The following is a 22,760-nucleotide window of genomic DNA, read 5'->3' on the forward strand; positions in this document are numbered from 1 at the left end:
AATTTATTTTAAGGTTATTAGCGTTTTATTTGTTGTTTTTGAATCCGGCCCCACATAAATTTCAAACACCCTGGTTCGATAATTTGATGGCCTTCATTATCGGTAATGGCCAGGTCTTCCTGGGTAATTTCGAAAGTCACCGTTTTAGAAGCACCTGCTTTCAGGAATATCTTTTTAAATCGCTTTAAGGTTCTTAATGGCGTGGCCACAATTGCTTCTTTATCCCTGATATACAATTGTACTACCGTCTCTCCATCAAAGGCGCCATTATTACTAACAGTTACATGCACCTTATTTGACATGGCTTGCGTCATGACGGACGAATTCAATTGCGGTTTGAAATAGGATAAACTCGATTCATACTTAAGTTTCAGTTTATAGTATCAATCTCAATAAACCTTATCATTCTATGTAGCATTTAACTTATATAATCCTAAAAAAGAGGTTACTCTTTAGGTACAATATCATAGTTTCCTACTAATTTCCCATCATCTCGCATCATTTTTAAAGAAAGCTGCTTTGAGTTCGCTTTAAGTGATATTATTGTTCTATTCCCTTCTTTTGGTCCTCCTCCTATAATTATTGGATATCTATGTTTCTTTTTATCCGGACTATAAACACCATATCTATGTGTATGCCCACATATGCAAATATCAATTTTAGAGTCATTGAAAATTGATGAAAACAACTTCTCTAAATGTTTAGTACCATGCCAATCGTCTGAATGAAAAAAAGGGATATGCATTAGTACAACGCGAAATTTAGCTTTCTTAAAACCAGCGGTTTGTACTACTTTCTTAAACCATTGCAGTTGTTCTTCTCTATAAGAGTCAAAATCAACAATATTTCCATACTCCTTATCGGTATCTGGTTTATCTTCTCCCGTATCCAATACTGTAAAATGGGTCACCCCCCATAGAAACTCATAATATTGCTGTTCTTTAGGAGTTGCAAAATAGTGATACAATTCCCTTGCAAATTTCCCTCTAGTTTCATGATTTCCCCTCACGAAATAGAATGGAATGTTTGAAGCAAATTCGTCACAGCATGGCGTTAACATATTATCAATTATTTGTTTCTCATCTTCTTGATAGTCAAAAACATCTCCATTAAAAAAAACAAAGTCCATTTCCTTCTTATCTACCAAGTTCATTAAATGAGGGATTGAATAAGGACGCTCGTGAAGGTCATTCATTATTAATACTGAAACATCATCTTTTTCAAAAGACGGTGTAATAAAACTATGTATATAGCTTACAATAGTTTCTCCATAAATAAGGTTATAGGGATCAAATTTTGAAATTTCCTTAGAAACCACCCTATAATAATAGGTAGTTGCGGGTTTTAAATTTAACAAAGTAATTTTATTTACTCTATTATAAGCAACCACCAATCCATTTTCCGTTTTATGTGCTTTCTTTCCCAACTCCTCCGATTCACCAAATTCCACATAACTGTATGATGGTAGATTAACAATAAACATAACGGTTATAGCATTTGGTGAAGGGTTTTGCAAATAAGGGCTAGTCAAAAACACATGTCCTAGATCCGGATCCCTTGATTCTATTGAAAAACTTTGCCCAACAGCAATAGCCGGAACTAAAGAAGTTAGTGCCGTCAAACCAACCGTCGATTTTAAAAACTCTCTTCTGTCTTTTTTCATTTATTGATCTTACTATTAAATTGCTGTAAACTCTAAAATCTTTACCTGTCCTGGACTTAAAATAACATCCATTTGCTCCCCCTCTTTTATCTTTCTTCCAACAAGCTCCATTGCATTATCTAAAGGAGAAGAAATGAGCATTTCACCTAAAAATGGAGTCGTCCCTAATGCCCTGCTTAACTTTACTGTGTATGTTTGTGTACTTGTCTCTGAAGGATTATGAAAAGATATATACCCCCCTTTATCATTCCACCCAGTATATCCATAAACTTGACCCTTTTGAGGATTTCCTCCATGCATTTTCGCCTTCTTGAAATAAGGAAACACTTTCTGCACCCATTTTAAACCAGATGCTAGCACATCCCAATCCCGTTCTGATAACACTTCGGTCTTGATATACAACTCAACAAAACCAGTACCTCTGGAAAGGTTCATCCAAAGATATTCGCTAAATTGTTTTACAGACTCTCCTGTTTTAGTTTTCTTAGGTTCGTGATTGAAAACCGAATTAATAGGAAACTGTGTTCTTTCAGTTACCCAGGTATTGTAATACACCTCATCACGATAAATCAACTCTTGCCTGCGACCGCTTCCTTCTGCTGCGTCTCCAGCATTAATCATCCACACGGCATCAACATACTGTAACCACCATGGACTCAGGTAGGCCCCATTCGAAATTACTATATAAATATCAGGGTTGATTTCATTCTGTTTCTTAAATATATCCATTAATCGCTCCGTTCCAGCAACTAAATAGTATGTCTTTAATTCATCATATTTATGGTCATTTAGTCGCATGTCAGCAGGCTTAAACCCTTCAACACCAAGTTGAGGCATAGTTGCCCCACCATAGTCTGTACCTTGAAAATCAAACTCCCTTCGATTAAGATGTCCGAATAATCCATCGAGCTTAAAATAGCTAACTCCATCCGTTGTGAGCTCAAGCATACGATCCTCGAGCAGCTGCATATACACAGGACCTGCTAGTGACATGTATTCATCTAGTGCCTCCAATCCTTTCTCTTTCATCAAGGGAACAGCCTGACGCGCACCAAAATTACATCCAGGACTTAACCAAAGTCCAAGATTTGACCGAGCCTTATGTACTGTTTCAAAGCTGCTCTTCAGATCTATATCAAAGCGTTCAGAATTAACTTTCCACATTTCTTTACTCCAATCAGCCTCGGAATCCTGCCACCCATCGTCAATAACGTAAGCATTTAAAGGAGAAAGACCACGCTCAATATGAAGTTCCTGGTTTACTTTTTCCACACTATTGGCGAATTTTTCTCTTGTAACATTATTATAAAAATCGAACCAACTATTATACTGTACTTGTAATCGAAAAGGACGAACGCGGATTTGATCAATATATTCAAAAAAACTATCCTGAATAAAGCGAGCATCATCTCCTACACCCAAAACAGATTTGTAAGTAGTATATGATTTGCCTGGTTCAATCTGTTTTCCTAATAAATAACCACAATATCCCGTTTTGTTTTCTACATAATTGTAAGAGGCGGGGAACTCTGTTCCCCAATAGGTTGCAGATTCTTCCGTATAAAGCGGCTGTCCTAATCCAGGTCGCCATTGAGCTGGTCCCCATGCAGTTATTTGCTTTAACTTATAAGGTTGGTAGATATCATCAACAGAAATGACCTCTAAATCGATTCGTTCCAAGGTCACAGGTCTTCCTGATTTTACAACAAGATACTTGTTCAAAAATCTATTTTCTCTTTTTAGCTCATATACTAAAGTTACTTCGAGTTGATAATCTTTATTTTCCAATAAAAATGACAATTTTTCCGCAGAATCCTTAAATACTTCTTTAACCACAAAATCTTTTGAAGTAATTATGACATCCGAATTTTCCACATCAGTCCCCTCTGAAATACGTAGCCTAAAATCTTCCTTATTAAGTAAATCAATTTCTTTTCCATTAAGACGGTTAAAAATCTTTGAAGTACGAATATTTCCTCCATCAATTACGATTGTCCTTGATAAAAATTTATTTGAAATGGAAAAGCTTTTTCTATTCTGACCATTAGCATTTAAAGACAACGTCATTATTATAATGATTGTCCAATATATTTTAATTACTACCTTATAATACATAGCTCCACTGTTTTTCATTTTTGATAACTGTAATAACATCCAATTTATAATTACTAAATCTTAATAAAAGTAATTTCACATCCAAAACGCCAAGAATTAAAGCGTGATAAATTTGATACTCATTAGAAATGTCATATAGGCAAATTATCACCTACATCTCTACCATACCTGTTCTTTTCTTTAAGTTACTATGAAATCTAGGCCCGTTTTCCTAGTTGTACAACTATTTCAAAATCTATACTGCTTACACCTAAAAACGGATACCAAACTCCCCAAACAATGATTAGCAACCTAAAGGAGTTGTCACGTAGAGTGACTCCAATAGGTTGCTTAGCACTATAGAGTTTTAATCTTATCTACCTAAAAAATAATTATTCATTATACAGAGAGGTTACCTCTACGGGCGAAAGTACATAATCAAAGATCATACTGTTTGCAACCTTTCCATTAAAAAAATGTCCATAATTATCAGTTCCATCCTGAGCCAGACGTATTGGAAATCCACTGTCCATGTTCCCCAATGCAGACATATTGGTTTCTCCGACCTTTTCACCATCTTGATAAATGGTTGCATTGCCATTGCGATCAAAGGTTGCCACAATAAAATGCCATTCACCATCATTGATTTCAGTCCCTTCCATATCAATTCGATTACCATTACCATCTCCAGCGTTCATACCCCATACGCTTCCTTTAAAAATTAGGACAAAGCCCTTATTTCCACCACTTCCCCAGTCTTTATCAGATATTATTGCAGGATCACTATTCGTTGCAGTGGTGTTTACCCAGGTAGCTATACTAAAGTCTCCATCGTACCTAAAACTTAAATCAGCCCCATCTTCTAATGTGGCGCTTGTTGTTCCATCAAAGCTATAGGTGTATCTATTTTCTTCTAATGAAACAACACCACCGTTGTTTGTTACCGCTACATTAGATGTTGTTCCTGCTGCTGTTCTCAATTGTACACCTGTAGTTACTGTAGATATACTTTGAATTTCGCTAGCCGATAATGCATAATCGTAAATATAAGCATTACCAATATTACCGTTAAAGGGTACACCATAGTTTCCTGTCCCATCCTGCCCAATTCGTATTGGGTAGCCACTAGTCATATCTCCTAGACCAGAAATATCTGCAGCCCCTTCCAAGACGCCATCTTTATAAATGGATGCATTACCTGAACGATCAAATGTAGCCATAAGAAAATGCCAATTCCCATCATTGATTGCACTTCCTTCAAGGTCTATCCTGCTAGAACCATCTGAGGCGTTTAACCCCCATACACCTCCTTTATATACTATTACAAATCCCGGGTTACCGCCACTTCCCCAGTCCTTATCGGAGATTATAGCTGGGTCATTGTTAGACGAAGTCGTATTTACCCAAATACCAATGGAATAATTTTGAGTATTTCTGAAATCTAAACTCCCATGAGCATCCAATATTTCAACTTTATTTGAAGCCCCTTCAAAAGTTAAAATTGAACCTACTTCCGGATCTTTCACTCTTAACGCAACATCATCATCTGTTAACAATCCAATGGTTTCTCCTGTACTATTTTTAAGATATACGAAAAAATCTTCTCCCGCATTAGGCTCTATTCTTTTAACTTGAAAACTAATTGAAATAGGAGGTCCCGCGGGATAAGTTATTTTAAACGTTAATTTATTTGTGTCATCAGCTTCTAAAAGCCCCAAATCTTCCAAAGTGCTTTCAAATGATTTTGCATGATACTTACCGTCAACCATTGTAAATTCAGTAATAGTTTCTAGAACCGATAGGTCAGCCCCAACCACTTTAACCTCTGAAGGCATATTTATGGTAACTAAAGTCAAAACTACATCCTGACCTTCTAAGTAAGATTCCTTTTCAGATGGATCATACGTTAACATATCTAATTCTTCTTGTGTATAATCTAATCCCGTATTAGGGTTTTTATGAAGAATAGATACCTTTGTATTATTTAAAAACTCTTCACTAAATTCATAATACCCATCAACATTAAGATCGGTCGTACAACCAATTATCATTGATAATAGCAATACGAAAAAGGCAAGTACTCTAAATTTATATTGTTTCATCTTTCTATTTTTAAATTATTTATTGCAAAATCCACATTACACCATTGTTATTATCATTTCCATTGTATTGCCTATTGATGGCCTCAAGAACATTATCAGAGTTTTGTTCTAATTCTGCTGTTGGATACATCCATCGCACAGGTAACTTATCCGCAGGAACATTTAAATTAGAGCTAGGATTGACTTCGAATACAGGATATCCGGTACGTCTGTTTTCAAAAAATGAAGAATTCGGAGATTGAAGAAAATTGCTTAAATATTTCTGCACGATAATTTGTTCTATTCGTTCTTCATCGGTTCCTCCCAATTGCACCTGGGGGGTTGTTTGGTAATAGTTATCGATATAATCTTGATCCATTATCCTTCCATGATGGAACGCCATATTATCAGGTGTATTCCCTGCTATCAAAGACATAGAAGCTTTGATTCCGCTAACATAATGGACCTCGGCATTTTTAGAAACCCATCCGCGAACCGCCGCCTCGGCAATCATAAACTGCACCTGCGCGTAACTTAACAAATACACTGGTTCTCCTTCGGGTAATACTTTGTAGCGGTCATTTACATCGCAATAATCACCCGAGGAATAAATAGCCGTGGTCGTCGTGTATTCCAGTGCCGGATTTACTCCTATATAGGCATCGAAATCAGATTCGGACATACCATTAGATATCTGCATCAAGGAAGGGGTGGCATAATAAAATAAACGGTAGTCGTTAAGACCTTTTAACCTGTCTATTAATACGCTAGAGACCATGGGGTAAATAGAGTGATTATTTCCCTGATTGTTCCATGGAGCGAACTGACCAACAGCATTTTGGTACACCAAGCTAAAATTATCTTCATTTGACGAAAAAATAGGTTTGTTATCAACAATGTCTTTGAATCGTTCCACAACCTTAAGATCAGTGTCTCCAGTTTTCCTATATAAATTCATCAAAACCTTCAACTGAAACGAGTTCACCATTTTACGCCATCTAACCGGATCACCTCCATAAATCATATCACCACTAAACACCGAACCATTAGCAAACATCTGATCGGCCATATCCAACTCTTTCAAAATCCCGATAAATACATCCTTCTGCGTGTCATATTTTGGTCTAATAATCCCTTCATCTTCTCCTTTAAGTGCTTCACTATACGGAATATCACCAACCTTCATAGTAACAAGAAAAAAATTGTAGGCTCTCACAAAATGTGCCAGTCCCCTGTAGGAGTTTGCGATACCTTCTGGGAATCCATCCAGTGCTTCCATCATTTTCTTTGTCTCAATAAGCCTTGATATCTCATTAAAATCTGCTCTATCCAGTTGATTATACTGTTCTGATTCAGCACCTTCTGTCCATAAGATATATTTATCCCTCAAAAAATTTTCCATAAATCCTTTCACTCTGTTTATGTCATCCCTTGTAATATCTAATATGAGTTTCGAGGCTAATAAATCGGGAGTAGCAGATGTGATACCATCTGGGTTCGTGTTTATATCTGTATTAACACTACAGCCTAAGGCAAAAATTAGTGTTATTATAACAATGAATTTCTTGATAATATTATTTTTCATAACAATTTACAGTTTAGACTTTTTAGATTTAGTAGATGTACTAAGCTTTAAATTCAACCCTACATATCTTTGTGAAGGGGAAGTCAGATCTCCGTCCTGACTGCGATCTGGATCGGCAAACTTAAAATCTTTCGTCCATAAAAATACATTTTGCCCTACAAGTGCTATACTGGCGCTATTTAAACCAATTTTTTCAGCTAAATTTTTAGGCATTCTATAACCAATAGACACTTCCCTTAACTTAAAGAATGTTGGATCCGTAACACCAAAATTTCCATCGGAAAATCTTCTTGCATATGCTTGATAAGATACTGTCTTATCATTTGGTTCATAAACACGGTCATCGGTTAAGATACGTCCATATTGATCATAGGTAGCACTTCCTGACACCACTTTAACACCTTGACCTACATACGATATATTACCATTGACCACCTCATCGTAGCGCCAACCATTGTCAGTATTAGGGTGCCCTCCTGTATCATACATTTTTTCACTGGTCCAATTTTGCATCACACCACCAACACGTCCATCAAAGCTTAGATGGAAATCTAAGTTTTTCCAAGAAATAGCACTGGTCAGTCCCCAAATAAAATCAGGATCTGTATAACCCGCAACATTTACATAATTGCTTTGTATGGGCAAACCTCCATCATTATGGATGACATTTCCTTCCGGATCCCTAAGCCAAGGTCTTGTCATACTGCCAAACAGATTTCGATAAACATCCAATCTTGCTCCTGTATATGTCCACAAGTTGTCTGCAGAATATAAAGGATCCAATTCCTTTATATAATTATGTGTTTTGGACCAATTCGCAGAAAGAGACCAAACAAAATCATCCTTTCTTATCAAGTCTGCGTTCAATGTGATCTCAAGTCCTTTTCTTTCATGAGTTTCCTTACTATTTATTAATGTATTGGAAAAACCAGAGGCTGATGAAACCCTTGCAGGTATTTGTATATCGTAATTAAGTATTTGGTAATAAGCTACATCAAAACTCAACCTATTTTTAAAGAGATAAGCCGCTGTTCCAACTTCCCAAGTTCTATTTACCTCTGGTCTGACAACAGCATTTCTGATGGTACTTGGATATATAGACTCGGAATAATCGCCCCACGATGCTGTTCTAACACCATAATTCACGTTGGTTTCATAAGGTGCAAGATCCTTTTTGCTTAGTGTCCAAGAACCTCTTAACTTCCATAAATCCATCCATGAGGGTTTTATCCAATTACTAACGAGAATACTCCCTGCCAGGGAGGGATAAAAATACGAGTTCTCTGAAGCCGCCAAAGTTGAAGACCAGTCGTTACGACCAGTAACATCCAAAAAGACCGCATCGTCAAAGGAAAAGGTTGCAACACCTAACCAGCTATTCACCTGTTTTCTGCTTGTCCAAGCAGAAGTTCCTGGAAGCTCTTTAGAATTACTTAGTGAATAAATACCAGGCACTATAAACCCTCCCCTTGTAGAGGAAAACAATTCTTGATTTTCGTATTTATACAATGAGAGCCCAGTATTGATATCAAAGTCAAATCCTTTTACAAGCAGATCTTTCTTAGAATAGTTGAACAAAATGTCCGCATTTACACTATAACCTCTATTTTGTCTATTGGAATACACCCCTCTAGTATCAAAACCGCCTCTATCAGAATAAATATTAGGAGGATTTCTTATGGTCCTTTCCCTTGAAAAGAAGTCGTAGCCGACTCTCCCTGTAATCTTAGCGTCTTTAAATACTCTATAATCAGTGGTCAAATTAAAATTTGTTAAATTGTCCTCATCGCTCTGTAGCTTTTCATAAGCAATTAGATAAGGGTTGTCGTACCATGCCTTGTAATGCCAGTTTTGCTGTACATCAGGAACAATCCAATAATCCCTAAACTTTTTCAGTTCATACTCTGGCCCAGTCCACATTAAAATTTGGTAAATATACCCTTGTCCACTATAATATCCACCTCCAAAGGTTTGAGGAGCGTCCTTTCTGTTATAGCCAAGAGTAGCGGAAATATCTACCTTATCACCTAAATTAATTGTACCTGCCACATTAGCTGTAAGTTTATTACTTTTTAAATTTGGGAATTGACCTTTGTTAAATATGTGAGAAAGTGATGTACGAATGGAGCCTTGCTCACCTGTATGGGAAAAAGTAATATTATTATTAGTAATAACCCCTGGCTCCAAAAAGTCTTTAAAGTTATTTTTACCCCTCGATGTAAGTGGCATATTTTCAATCTGTTTAGTTTCAGGATTCCATTGATCAGCCATTATACCAATATCTAATTTCTGTCCCCAAATATAATCTGTCGCACTGTAAACACCATTCAATCCAGCACTATATGAATGATGTGTTTCAGGTATTGCCAAATATCCCGCAAAAAACATGTTATTAGAATTAATGCTTATCTCGTTCCCTCCTTTTTTGGTAGTAATCATGATAGCACCTCTAGCACCTCTACTTCCATACAAAGCAGATGCCGTAGCTCCTTTTAAAACATTCACACTCTCAATATCATCTGGTGACACGTGATCCAAGTTCATATTTTCATAAGGCACACCATCTATTACAATTAATGGATTCTGCCCCCTCAATTCAATTACAGGCGCTTCATAAAACTCTGTACTGTTTTTTATCCATAAGCCCGCAACCTTTCCTGTTAAGGCAGTGGCTACATCTACCGCCTTAACTTTTTCGACCTGTTCACCAGAAATTTCCTGAACAGCATACCCCAAAGCTTTTTTTTCACGCTCAAGACCAAGAGCAGTAACTACTACTTCATCTAGCTGATGGGTATCTTCGTTTAGGACAATATCAATTATTCTTCTGGTTCCAACCATTTCTTCTTGAGAAACAAATCCCAGATAACTAAAGATCAGCACAGACTGCTGATTAGGTACCTTTAATTCATAATATCCGTCAAAATCTGTAGTAGTCCCTTTCGATGTCCCTTTAATAAGTACACTTACCCCAGGCAAAGGAGAATTGTCGGTTACAGACAAAACCTGCCCGCGTACAACTATGGATTCCTGATTAAATACAGACTCCTTTAGATTAATATTTAACAAGTCACTGGAATTACCCGCATTTGCACGAAACCCCATAACTTGAGCTGCAATAAAAAAAATGGCAACAAAACACCTCTTGAAAATTAGATGCCGAAAATAAAAATAATGGTTCTTCATAATTTACTTTAATTTTGGTTTTGATTTAGTTAAACGCTTTCCGCTTACATGAACAGAATTAAAAATTACCAGAAGGTTTTAGTTTTTATTATTTTAATATTCAATAAAAGATTTGAGTTGGATCAATCTTTAAAATTTTAAATAAAAAAACTATGGCCCTATTTGGAAAGTCAATAGTAAATATTAGAAAAAACTAAATCGACCTAAAAAGATTAATTAGGACAAAAAAAGTAACATTACAAAAGACCTAATGAGCATTGAGACACGAAATATGAAGAATACGATAATAAAAGTGTTTGATTATTTATTAGTTAAGAAAACCTTAAATAAAATATAGTTTATCGAGAGGGTAAAACCCTTTAATTCCTGACTAAAATTGACCGATTACAAAAAATGCCAACGGCCTAATTACAAATCATTTTTTAACTCTAAAATGACTACCATCTTTTTTAATGTCGATTTCAAGTACTGTTGAAGTTATTATTTTAAAGAAGTTAAACCCTTGAAGCTTGCTTTTGATACTGACTAGGGGTCTTACCGGTAAAATTCTTAAAGATCCTATTAAAAGCAGATTTAGAATTAAAACCACAATCTCCTCCAATAGAAGAAATTGTTTGATTTTGATATACAGGATCCAACAAGCGTTTCTTAACCTCCTCTACGCGGTAATAATTAATGTAATCATAAAAATTTTCTCCCACATAATCGTTTAAAAGTGTTGACAAATAATTAGCAGAAATATCAATTCTATCCGCTAGTTTATTTAATCTCAAATCGGGATCTAAATACAGCTTTTCTGATTTCATCATAGCCTCTAATTCAGCTATTTTCTCTTTAACGTCTAAATCCATTTCCAAATCATTTGATTTTGCCTTCTTAACTTTTTGTCTGTTATTATTATTTCGTCTCTTAAATAGTATTAATACTATTAAGAACAGCAGTAAGACCGCCATACTTAATTTAAATGCGACACTATTTAGCACATCCGATTTAACATAAATATCTAAATAAATAGGAGTATCGTTCCAAACATCGTCATTATTTGACACCTTTACATACAGACGATATTTACCTGATGGCAAAAGAGAATAACTTGCCTGTGGGTTTTCCCCGGAAACTTCATGCCAAAGCGAATCAATTCCCTCCAACTTATAAAGATATTTATTTCTGAAGGCAGAAGCATATGACAATGCCGTAAATTCAACCTCAAATCGATTATCCTTAAACGGCAATGTTATTTGAACACCCGACTCTAATGGAGAATCCATAATAATACTACCGTCAAACTCCTGTCCTACTTTAACGGTTTCATTATCAATTTTAAACCTAGAAAATCTGGGACTTGGAATTACTTTGTTTGTATTTATCTTAATAGGGTTAAAATAATTAATACCTGCAGTTCCTCCAAAAAATATCGTACCATCTGGCGCTTTCCATCTTGCATTTTTTCTAAACTTCCCTTTAAGTACGCCATCGTAGGTTGTATAATTAAAAAAATGCTCCCCACTGGCATCGAACTTTGAAATCCCCTTATTGGTTGCAATCCATAAATAGCCCAAACTATCCTCTAGAATAGCATTCACTTCGTTATCTGAAAGCCCATCTTTTTCTGTATAACTATCAAAAAAATAATTAGAAACGACATCGATATTGGTCGTGTCCTCCCTTAAAATATTTATCCCTCCTTTTGAAGTTCCAAACCACATACGTTGTTTAGAATCCTCGAATGCAACAAATACTTCATCATCGCTTAATGTTTTGGGATTTGAGTTATCGTGACGAAATCCAATAAAACTTCTCGTCTCATCGGTTTCTTGAAGTAATGCCACACCCCTTGTGTACATTCCTATCCAAATTCTATCTTTACTATCCTGAAAAACTGTAAAAACATCCTTAATATCTTCACGCTTTCCTTTATTGATAAAATATGTAAAGTTTTCGAAAGTATTTACAGAATTCTCTTTTTCATTCAATAAAGAGAGTCCCTTATTTGTTCCAAACCACATACGGCCATGATTATCTTCTAAAATAGTGTTTATTGCATTACCTGAAATAGAAGATGCATGATCACCTCTATTGGTATAATTATACAAACGCTTTGCTTCTTTTTTAAACAAAAACAAACCATCTGCTGCTGTACCAATCCATATTCTGTTTTTGGAGTCTTGGTATATACATCCAATGTATTTATTTTTTAATACCCCTAGCTTTGTAACACGCGACTCAACGGGATTGATACTTGCTTCCAAATAATCATTTGTAAATACAACTTCATCCACCCCTTCCCTAGTCCCTACCCATAACGTATCTTTAGAAATACCACATATGGACTGGACAAAACTATTTCTTAAACTATTATTTTTTCCTGGTACATGTAACAAACTTTTAAACCTGTCTCTGGTAAAATCATAATAATCCAACCCTTCTTGTGTCCCTACCCATAAAATGTTCTCATTATCAACAAAAACATCATAAACATCATTGCTACTCAATGAATTTATTTTCTCGGGATTCGATACCATGGTACTAAAATTTCCTAAATCTCTTCTATAAACTATCAATCCATTACCATAGCTACCAACAAACAACAGGCCTTCTTCATTTTCTGCAATGGCATTTAATGATCTTGACTCATATATGGGTATAAATCTATCTCGTTCTGACTGATACCTAAAAAGTTTGTCCCCTATTGTTATCCAAATCTCACCATAGTCATTAGTTACAATCTGATTGAGTTTATGACCGTTAAATTCCCCCAAATCGTAACTTTTAATTATAGTATCTGTTTGCCCGTTGTATTTTAATAAACCTTTATTGGTTCCTATCCAAAAATGACCTCCTAAACCTTTTGATACACATACTATCTTATAACGATCCAAGCATGTTCTAACCGATAAAGTTTCCAAGTCTACCCGATAATTCTTAGCTCCAGTACACACCCACATACTAAGACCATCGTTATATAACTGTAACACCTCATTCGTGATAAGCGAAAAAATTTCCGGGGTTGCAACCACCTTTAATGACTTCGTATTTATTATACATAAGCCATTAGTGGTTCCTACCCATAGTTTGCCCTTGGATGTATTCAAGGCATATATTTTATCACCTACAATTGTGGTGCTATCCTCGGGAATATGTTTAAAAATTTCAAATCGGTAACCATCAAACCTATTCAACCCATTCTGTGTTCCAAACCATAAATATCCCTCCGTATCCTTTACAATTTTACGCACTTCATTATGAGATAACCCGTCAACAGTAGTAATATGTCTAAATTTATAATCTTGAGAAAATAGACTTAACGATATACTTAAAAAAACAAGAAATTGCGCTATACTATTACGTAGCATGTAACCAATATTTATTTTCCAATATACAATTTCCTTTGAAAACAATTAAACACTAATTAAATATTTCATTACAGAAACAATTCTAACAAAATGAGATCAACACAGAAGACTATTTTTGTAGGCATATGGAATAAAAAGTGTTATAATATATCTATTATAAATTACTCGTTGTTACACCAGTGAACTAGTTTATTCTTTTTAAGCTCAACTTATTTATTATAATAAATATCCTTATGCCGAACAATCACCTCATATACAAACTTCAATGCTATAAACTGATGGCTAAGATCGTTATATCCTGATGAGATTTTCAAATACAGCGAAGCCTGTGGCAATTGATCTAATCATTTATTTATGAAAACATAATTTTCATCTTTGCTCGTTTCGAAACTATAACAAAATAAAGAGTTTATATATTCCTCATGGATCCTTTTGGTGGTAGAGCTCTTTAAAACCAACTTTTGTTTTGCCCTGATGTTACATTTATTTCCCAGTAAAGATTTAACTTTTAAGAATTGTACAAATCCATTTTTCCACTCTACATCTATTTCAAATCCTCCTTCCGCTCTTAAACCTTTAATTTTACCATCTTTTAAATTATTAGGCAAGGCTGGCAAAACATCTAAAAAATAGTTACCTCTGACATCACGAAGATGTGATTGTAAAATCATCTCTACAATCCCAGACGTTACACCGAAGTTTCCATCTATCTGAAAAGGAGGGTGTGCATCGAACATATTTTTATAGAGGCCTCCAGTCTCATAACTGCTTTTTTTCCTTTCAAAGTTTACGGGAGTTATTAACTTTTTTAATATTGAAAAAGCGTGGTTTCCGTCATTTAGTCTTGCCCAAAAGTTAATCTTCCACGCCCTCGACCAGCCAGTGCCCTCATCTCCCCTATGTTTTAAAGAAATTTTACAAGCCTCCGCAAAATCGGGTGTTGTTAGCGGATGTATTTCATTTCCTGGATGTAATCCCCATAAGTGTGAAACATGTCTATGAGTATCATCAGGATCATCATTATCTTCTAACCATTCTTGAAGTTGACCATATTTACCTATTTGATTGGGAGCAATTCTTTTAATAACAAGCCTTAATGTATCGATAAAACCTTTGTCTTTATTAAGAGTTTCTGCAGCCTCAATGGTATTTTTGAACAAATTTCTAATTATCTGATGATCCATAGTTGGGCCCATAACTAGGCCTCCATGCTCTGGACTATTGCTTGGTCCACTAATTAACCATTCCGACTGACTTGCGCTAGGTGTTAAATACTCCAAAAAGAACCTAGAGGCCTCTTTTAAAATTGGATAAACATCTTCTAAATAGTGTTGATTGCCTGTAAACTCGTAATGCCACCACAAATGCTGGGTTAGCCAAGCTCCTCCCGTAGGCCAAATACCCCAACCAACTCCATCAATTGGAGCCGCAGCCCTCCAAATATCTGTATTATGATGTGTGACCCAACCATTCATATTATAATATGCCTTAGCTATTTTTTTTCCACTAACACTTAACTCTTTGACCATCTTTATTAAAGGCTCTGTACATTCTGAAAGATTTGTTTTTTCAGCTAACCAATAATTCATTTCAGTATTAATATTTATAGTATATTTACTATCCCAAGGAGGAAACATTTCATTATTCCATATACCTTGTAAATTGGATGGCTGAGTCCCTTCTCTAGAAGAAGCAATCAATAAATATCTACCATACTGAAAAAGTAAAGTCACCAAAGCGGGATCTATATCCTTATTGAAAGTTTGAATTCTTTCATCGGTTGGTCTTTCAGAAATTTTACTATCCCCTAAATCAAGAGTTAATCTATCGAATAATTTTTTATAATCCTGAATGTGGGTCGCTTTTATAAATTCATAGGTCTTATCATTAATTTGTTTCAATAAAGCATTATTCCTCTTGGTAGGGTCGCCACTTATATCCTTAAAGTTCACAAAATTGGTAGCCGCTACAAGTATTAAAGTAGTCTCAGTGGCGTTTTTTATTTCCAATTTAGTTCCATGGGTCGTAAGCTCTCCATCACAGGAAAGCACTTTTAGTACAGATTCAAACCTTATTCTACTTTTAGGAAAATCAACATTATCGGAATGTTCCTTCAAAACATTTTCATGCACTTTATAATCTGTAGCTTTACCTCTTAGTATCAAGTTTGTTTTTTCTGCTATCACTTCACTGAAAACATGTGGAGAGAAGAGTTCAACTGAGAAATTTAAGCTTCTTGCAACGTCTGCTGTCAAATGTATTACAATGGCCTGATCAGGATTGGAAGCAAGAATCTCCCTTGAAAAATTGACTCCATTACTATTGTAACTAACTTTCGTAATAGCATTTTCTAGATTTAACCCCCTATAGTAATTACTTATATTATTATGATCTGGAAAACTTAGAAGAATATTCCCTGTTGGTTGGTAGCACTGCTGTCCAATTGGGTTGGACATAAAATGGTCCTTTGCAATATCATATACTTTTCCATTGCCGTTTTCTGAATATTCACGTATCGTTTCGAAATAATTATTGGCTCCTTTGGTTATATAATCGTGTGGTTGTCCAGCCCAAAGAGTTTCTTCATTAAACTGAATAATTTCATCGGTTATTTTTCCATAGACCATTGCCCCAAGCCTACCATTACCAATAGGTAACGCGTCGGTCCAAACATTAGCCGGTTCATCATACCAAAGTTTTAAATCTTTATTCTGCGCATTACTGCAGGTTAGCACAAAAAGTAGAGCTTTAACTAATAACATTTTTTTTTCACTCACACTACTTGTTTTTTTCCGCCCACTCATGCAAGGCTTTTACAACATTAGCCAAAACACCAGCTGAACCTTTAAAGTCAGCTGAACCCCTGGGTGTACCATCAATTGCATACCACTCATAGAAACCATTATTTAATATTACCCTTTCAAACATTGGCCTGCCTAAGGTATAAGCATCTTCAACAAAACCATAATCAATAAATTGCTGAAGCAATCGCCCTCCAAACCATGTCCAGTCTCCGCCATTTTGATAATCGTAAGGTTTTGACACGTTTTTTCCCAATAAATTTTCTGGATAGGGAGGGTAAACAGTTAAACCAATAGATGGCGCTCCTGATAATTTTACATTAACTTTCATTTGCTCAATAACCTTTTCTATTTCAAGTTTTGTTAAAAGTCCTGCCTCCATGGCCACAGCTGTACCTCCATGATAATGAATAGCATTTTCATCAAAATCTGATGGAAACGGCGAATCTTCTATATAGATATGTGGAATAAATTTATTTTTTTCACAATCCCATAAATGCTTTTTTGTATTTAATTTAAAATTATCGTACATGGCTTGCCAATGCTCTTTTTCTTCTGGATTAGTTGCAAAACTGTACATATCCTTTAGAGCTAAAACAAACATTGCATTGTCATAAACATCAATACTCCAATGAGTCAGTTCATCAACATCGACAACAGCTCCTCCCTCAACTTGTACATCTCCCCAATCAAATGTTGTGGCTCCAATAATTAAACCGTATTTTTCAGAGTACCGTTCTGTCATTAAAAAATTAATCGCAAGCTTAAGGCGTTCATACACCGTTCTTCCATCTACTTTTGCCCAGAGGATGGATTTATCATTGGTTTTGGCAATATATTTTGCTATTGCTTGAATTAATGATGTTTCCTGATCCGTTTCAACTGTGTTTTTAAATCCAATATGATTTGGAGCTGTAATAGACTTATATGTATTGGGATCGTCCCAAGTAAATCCTTCTATTGGCACATAACCGTCTAATAGTTCTCCATTTTCTCCTTGAAAATCAAAAAACATTAATAAATTTTCTCTAATGATATTTGGGTTATATTGTTCGCAGGATAATTCCATGAAAGTATTCAAATCACGAGACCAGACCATCTGATACCCAGATCCTGCATAAAACCCTCGACTAATTAATTCCCTCGCCTTTTCATCCACTTGATATAAAATAGTATCAGATAAAATAACCCGGCTTAATTCCTTATTACCATTTTCTCTTAATTGACAGGAAAGGATACAAAGTATAATACCAATAAAACTCACAAATCTCATCATGTCCATTTTTAAAGTATTATAGGAACAATATCATCAACCCCATTAATATAATTATATACTAATCATTTTTTTCATTATAAATTTAGCTCTAAAAGTTGAGGACAACACTACTTTTATCTAAGTAAGATTTGACAGGGGTTAATTCTAAAATTATTACTGAATCAGTAAAAATTATATTGCTCTTAGCATTTGATACTTCTACTTTTTTAACTACATCTTTTACATTTTCTGGAACCGCTATAAAAATCCGCATTGTTTCTCCCTTTACCAGTTTTGCTTCGAAAGAGAGCGTCCTGTTATCATTATTCCAAGTTACCTCATCCAATTCCATCATACCACACATAATATGTCTGCTGGTTCCAATTATTTGCGGATAATTTTTCACCTTATGAAAAGAAAACACATTAGCTTCTTTAGGCTGAAAATTAACACTAAAAGAAGTATCCCCTTTATAAATCCCCAAATAGGTCTGGTTCCAGAAATCAAAAACATGGTAGGCTGAAGACTCCATCAAACCTAAAGCACCTGTTTCAACTTGATTCCCGGAAAGGGGTACTCTTATTCGCTTTGGATTCTCTACATCGTTATTTACAAGTAAAACCTGTTTCCAGTCTTTATCAACATCATAAGCATATACCTCCGGATGCCTTTTTCCCATAAACATATCAATCGGCCTAAAGGATTGTCCATTGGGAAGTACAGGATATATCCTTGAAAGATCATGCTGCATTTCTGGTGTCATGCTACCAAAACTTGTTCCTAATTCCAATCTACCTGACAAGAGCCCTACCAAGCTTAAAAATGCCCTTCTCTCTATACCGGACAATTCCTTACCTTTAAAATAAAAGCTTTTTCCGTCTGGATAATACCGAAACGCCTTTCCTTGTTTAAACCAGCGCAGGCCTATTCTGGATGCCATTTCTGACTCAAAATGGCTAGCATCCCACCAAACACGTTGTAAATCTACAATACCCACCGTACAGTCTAATAAAGGTGTGTTCGTTTCTCCAAGGTTCCTTTCGTGTATAAAAGCATCTGATCCCATACCTTCTCTACACAATTCATATATTTTTCGATAAGCCGAGGTCGTTGTATAGGATTTATCATCAAAACCACCATCTCGTTCCCACCCAGTTTCAGGGTAGTCAAATTTTATCCCCACAACACCATCATTGCCCAAACTCTTCCACATTTTCAATAAATAATTTTGAAATTCTAAATTTGTATAATCGTAGCGTACCAATGGCCTGTGGTGTGGATGATCTACATGTAACAATGAAATGTCATTATTTATCATCCAATCCGGATGTTCTTTAGCGAAATCATTACTAGGTAATGAGACCTGGAAATAGGTAAACACCCCACCTCCAAATTCTTTGACAGCTTTAGAGAACTTCTTAAACGTTGCATATGGCTTACTTAGTGAATGGTATTTAGACCAATAGGTATCATTCCACCAACCTTGTTGCGTATTTCCCTGGTCTCCATAACAATAATAGTCTGGTTCCAATCGTACCGTTACTGGTGTGTATTTAAGAATTCCTGATGCATGTGCTTTACGCATTTGTTCTACCAATGCTGTAGAATGATTAATATTTTTACCTTCACCCAAGTTTTTGGTTGACACCATCCAACCACATAGCGTAGGGAAATTATAAGCATTCGGAGCAGCCTTATTAGCCAGGGCTAAATTGGCTCCGTAGGTTTCAAGTGATTCAAATGGATTCTGAGTAACAAAATCCAAATAGTATGTATCTTGCGACTCCCAAGTCATCCCTGGTAACACTTCTTTACCCTGAGGATCCCAAATTGAAAGTGTTAAAAAAGGTTCATTTCCTGAATAATTCTTTTTTCCTAAGCCCAGGTTTTCTTTTATTTCTCCTTTATGCGTTTCAAATGACTTTGCAAATTCCTTGTATTTCAAACCTCCTCCAACAAATGTCCTCCTTTCATTTTTTCTGGAGGCATCCTTATAGCTCACCATTGCACCATTATATGCATCAACCCGCCAGGTATCTTCAACAAAATTTGCTTGGGCTCCTGCACCACTCCTTAAAACCTTAGGCATATTTAAAACCTGATTATGAAATAGGGTTCCTTGATGTAGGACTTCCGCATTCCTCACCCGAATTCCATAATCAAAAGGATTTCTTACTCCCCAACCAAAAACAACAAACTTTTTATTTTCATAAACCGTTAAATCTAAAAACCGTTCAGGATCATAACTATCCTGAGGCAAGTACCAAACTCTTATTCTTTTTCCGATCCCTAAATCATCCTCAATTATTCCTGCCGATTCTGCTCTGTATTGATGCTTTGGCTTTCTCCAAGCTACTTCTCCTGCATCTAAACGGAACCAAGCATCCTTTACCATCGTTAGGTTTAATTTTTTATCTATACAATTGTACTGTCCAGTAGTCAAATCAAATTTCACCTCTAAATAATCATTCTCAATTATTGCATGATCATCGTTAACCACAGCATTAACATCTTGTGAAAAGACATTTGTTATTATAAGTGAAACGACAAAAACTAATAAGTATCTAAAATAATGCATTGGTATCATCTTAGTTTATTTTTAATGTATAGGCATAATTTCCGGGGCTTCGTTTTGGTAATTTAACAACCAATCCCTTTTGGGTTTGCTTCCACAACAATTTCCCATCATATCCCAATAAACTTACACTTTTTACTTTTTGGTTATAAAGTCCAGACCCCTTTGCCACAGATTTAATAATTACCTTTCCGGAATCCGGCCATCCCATAAAAATGGCATATAAGATATCTCCTTTTGTAGTAAACCTAATATCTTTACTAGTATAAGGTTCTTTATTCTGTTTAAAATGTCCTGTTTCCACCTTTGTTCTTCCTTCTCCGAACTGCACCCAAGGGCGTGTTCCGTAGATAGCCTCTCCATTAATTTTAAACCAAGCCCCAATATTTTCCAATGTTTTCTTTTCGTGAGCAGGCAGCACCCCGTCTGCTGTCAACCCTACATTAAGTAAATAGTTTCCATTTTTACTTACTACATCGCACATATTATGAATAACTATAGTATCACTAATCTCAGAATAACCACTACCATTCCAAAACCAAGTACCTGAAAGAGACGTATCAGTTTGCCAGGGATACTCCAAAATCTTATCTGCTCCTCCTTTTTCTATATCTAAAACCACAGGTTTGGTATCGGGTACTGTTCCAGGGCCCCATTCTTTTATAGCAATGATGGCCTCATTAGTTCCTTTATTTCTTTTCGTATTATCATTGTAATAATGTGCTGCAAAGTTTAAACCATACTTTTGCGTCCATGTTCTCGCCTCAGAACAAGCCTTTCCATTGCACACTAAAGGTAGCGGCCCGTCAAAATAAATGAGATCCGGTTGGTACTTATCTGTAAGTTCTATTGTCCTTTTATACCATGTATCACAATACTCCTTATCGGGTGCTTCACTCATTTTATGAGGTCGTGTATACAAATCTGCCGGATCATAACCCTCCCACCATGTGCCTTTGCCATCCTCAAGTGTTAAATTACCATCGTATGGAATGTCTTTATATTCCCCTTCAATATCGTGACCATGACTTGGGTTTAACCAAGACCATGCCCTATCGGAATGCGAAGAGACTCCAAAGCGTAAACCATGTTTTTCTGCTGCTTTTTTCCATTCGCCAATCACATCGCGTTTAGGCCCCATATTTACAGAATTCCATGGCTGAAACGAAGAGTCGTACAAATCAAAATTATCATGATGAACTGCAACCGGTACTACATATTTAGCTCCTATTTCTTTATAAAATTCAACCAAAGCTTCTGGATCCCAATTTTCAGCTTTCCATTTAGGTATTAAATCCTTATATCCAAACTCAGAAGGGTGCCCATAATTTTCAAGATGATCAAAATAGTCATTTCCCCATTTCCCTCCGGTTTTCATATACATATGTCTCCCATACCAGCCATCATTATCCTTTACAACACTCATTACCCCCCAATGCATGAATATTCCAAATTTAGCATCTCTAAACCATTCCGGACATTCATGTTGATGTAAGGATTCCCAATTTGGAGCATAGGTAGTTGCTTTCTGCCCCCAAATTTTTCCATTTAAAAATATCAATGTAATTGCATAAAATGCCAATTGATTTCGTTTTAACCTACTTAATAAATGTTTAGCTACTTTCATTAATCACTTTTTATTAATTTTCTAAATCTTAATAAACATCACTCCAATCATAAAGGACGTTCATATCAATGGGAACAAACATAAAACTGAAAACACACTTAATCGTCCCACATCATAACACTGGACTAATTTTTATAAAAAAAATAAGTCCTAATTAGCATTAGGACTTATTAACAAGCACAAATAAAACAAATTAAACAAATTTTAATCACGACCTTTATCATAGATCTTGATACTATTTCGTTTGAAAAAATGATACCACAACCTATATCTACATCGGTTTTTAGAATATAATAAATGGCCATTCTTTATCTCATAAAAGACTGAACTTCTCATTTAGTATAAGCTTTTTTAAGATTTTATAACGATATTTTGTTAATGAATGACCCCGCAGCAAGCTGACGAGGTATCTCAATTATTCAAATAGTCTCAATTGACTTGAATGAATCTGTTTATATTCTTTTTGTTATCCTTGATTCTTTAAATAGTTCTTTATCACTTCTTCGTTAGCATATTGACCGACCGTATTTACATAATACC

Annotated in this window: 11 protein-coding genes; all 11 read right to left on the reverse strand. The window is 35.5% G+C overall.

The features are described from left to right. Positions 1-17: 17 nt before the first annotated feature. The 11 genes from ABD792_RS18175 to ABD792_RS18225 all read right to left on the reverse strand — a co-directional run bounded on the left by ABD792_RS18175 (position 18) and on the right by ABD792_RS18225 (position 22,220). Positions 18-314: a fibronectin type III-like domain-contianing protein gene (locus ABD792_RS18175; RefSeq protein ID WP_345007834.1), complete on the reverse strand. Its 297-nt coding sequence runs from the start codon at positions 312-314 to the stop codon at positions 18-20. A gap of 131 nt (positions 315-445) precedes the next feature. Continuing rightward, positions 446-1,663 (reverse strand): purple acid phosphatase family protein, encoded by a 1,218-nt coding sequence (locus ABD792_RS18180; protein ID WP_345007836.1) that lies wholly within the window; start codon positions 1,661-1,663, stop codon positions 446-448. Between the two features lie 15 nt (positions 1,664-1,678). Continuing rightward, positions 1,679-3,538: an alpha-amylase family protein gene (locus tag ABD792_RS18185; RefSeq protein WP_345007837.1), complete on the reverse strand. Its 1,860-nt coding sequence runs from the start codon at positions 3,536-3,538 to the stop codon at positions 1,679-1,681. Between the two features lie 611 nt (positions 3,539-4,149). Beyond that, positions 4,150-5,859: a LamG domain-containing protein gene (locus tag ABD792_RS18190; RefSeq protein ID WP_345007840.1), complete on the reverse strand. Its 1,710-nt coding sequence runs from the start codon at positions 5,857-5,859 to the stop codon at positions 4,150-4,152. A gap of 19 nt (positions 5,860-5,878) precedes the next feature. Further along, positions 5,879-7,423 (reverse strand): SusD/RagB family nutrient-binding outer membrane lipoprotein, encoded by a 1,545-nt coding sequence (locus ABD792_RS18195; RefSeq protein WP_345007842.1) that lies wholly within the window; start codon positions 7,421-7,423, stop codon positions 5,879-5,881. A gap of 6 nt (positions 7,424-7,429) precedes the next feature. After that, positions 7,430-10,528, reverse strand: a complete 3,099-nt coding sequence (locus ABD792_RS18200; protein ID WP_345007844.1) for a SusC/RagA family TonB-linked outer membrane protein — start codon at positions 10,526-10,528, stop codon at positions 7,430-7,432. A gap of 575 nt (positions 10,529-11,103) precedes the next feature. Beyond that, entirely contained in the window at positions 11,104-13,962 is a 2,859-nt protein-coding gene (locus ABD792_RS18205; protein ID WP_345007846.1) for a ligand-binding sensor domain-containing protein, read from the reverse strand. 344 nt (positions 13,963-14,306) lie between these two features. Then, positions 14,307-16,724: a glycoside hydrolase family 95 protein gene (locus ABD792_RS18210; RefSeq protein WP_345007848.1), complete on the reverse strand. Its 2,418-nt coding sequence runs from the start codon at positions 16,722-16,724 to the stop codon at positions 14,307-14,309. Positions 16,725-16,740: 16 nt separating this feature from the next. Beyond that, complete coding sequence (locus ABD792_RS18215; protein ID WP_345007849.1) at positions 16,741-18,039, reverse strand: GH36-type glycosyl hydrolase domain-containing protein; 1,299 nt, start codon at positions 18,037-18,039, stop codon at positions 16,741-16,743. Between the two features lie 88 nt (positions 18,040-18,127). Beyond that, positions 18,128-20,605, reverse strand: a complete 2,478-nt coding sequence (locus ABD792_RS18220; RefSeq protein ID WP_345007851.1) for an alpha-amylase family protein — start codon at positions 20,603-20,605, stop codon at positions 18,128-18,130. Between the two features lies 1 nt (position 20,606). Then, positions 20,607-22,220 (reverse strand): alpha-L-fucosidase, encoded by a 1,614-nt coding sequence (locus ABD792_RS18225; RefSeq protein ID WP_345007853.1) that lies wholly within the window; start codon positions 22,218-22,220, stop codon positions 20,607-20,609. Positions 22,221-22,760 lie beyond the last annotated feature (540 nt).

It is taken from the genome of Snuella lapsa (assembly GCF_039539345.1).
Taxonomy (GTDB): Bacteria; Bacteroidota; Bacteroidia; order Flavobacteriales; family Flavobacteriaceae; genus Snuella; species Snuella lapsa.